Origin of the sequence: Halalkaliarchaeum sp. AArc-GB, assembly GCF_031432225.1 — an archaeon.
Lineage (GTDB): Archaea > Halobacteriota > Halobacteria > Halobacteriales > Haloferacaceae > Halalkaliarchaeum.
The window spans coordinates 1-847 of sequence record NZ_JAVKGM010000039.1 but is presented as its reverse complement, the minus strand read 5'-3'; the positions used below and the strand labels follow the sequence as shown (position 1 = coordinate 847).

The window sequence follows — 847 nt, the reverse complement described above, 5'->3', positions numbered from 1 at the left end:
CGGTACACAGGTGCGTGCGCCAGCACGTCGCCGAGGCAGTAGTGAAATACTACCCGTCAGTGACTGCGACCCTCACTCCGGGAGGAGAACACCGGTAGCCGGGCAGTTTGACTGGGGCGGTACGTGCTCGAAAAGATATCGAGCGCGCCCGATGGTCACCTCATCCGGGTCAGAGCCCCGGAGAAGAGCGCAAGAGCAGAAGGTGGCCTGACAGTGTCCTTCCTAACACGGGACGCTGACGCGAGAGCGTGGTTTAGCGAACGGTCCAGGGCCCTCAATGGGCCCGGGGTACGACAGAAAAGCTACCTTAGGGATAACAGAGTCGTCACTCGCAAGAGCACATATCGACCGAGTGGCTTGCTACCTCGATGTCGGTTCCCTCCATCCTGCCCGTGCAGAAGCGGGCAAGGGTGAGGTTGTTCGCCTATTAAAGGAGGTCGTGAGCTGGGTTTAGACCGTCGTGAGACAGGTCGGCTGCTATCTATTGGGGGTGTGAGGTACCTGCCGTGAACGCTCGCATAGTACGAGAGGAACTGCGAGTGGTCGCCACTGGTGTACCGGTTGTCCGGAAGGGCAGATGCCGGGTAGCTACGCGACACGGGGTAAGAGCTGAACGCATCTAAGCTCGAAACCCACACGCAAAAGAGGTACCGTAGAGGTCGCTCGTAGAAGACGAGTTAGATAGACTCGGGGTGTACGCGCCGAGGGAACGAGGCGTTTTAGCCCACGAGAACTAACAGACCGAGCCACAGTCATCGTAGACGGCCACGCCGGAAGGCGGGTTCAGGCGGAAGCTGGATTGCACGGACACACAGGCAGAAGTATAACCGATCCAGGTGGGGAGACG

General features: G+C 59.4%; 1 rRNA gene. It reads left to right on the top strand.

What is annotated here, in order from left to right:
* A 23S ribosomal RNA gene (locus RH858_RS16740) occupies positions 1-757 on the top strand; the annotation flags it as partial.
* Positions 758-847: the final 90 nt, after the last annotated feature.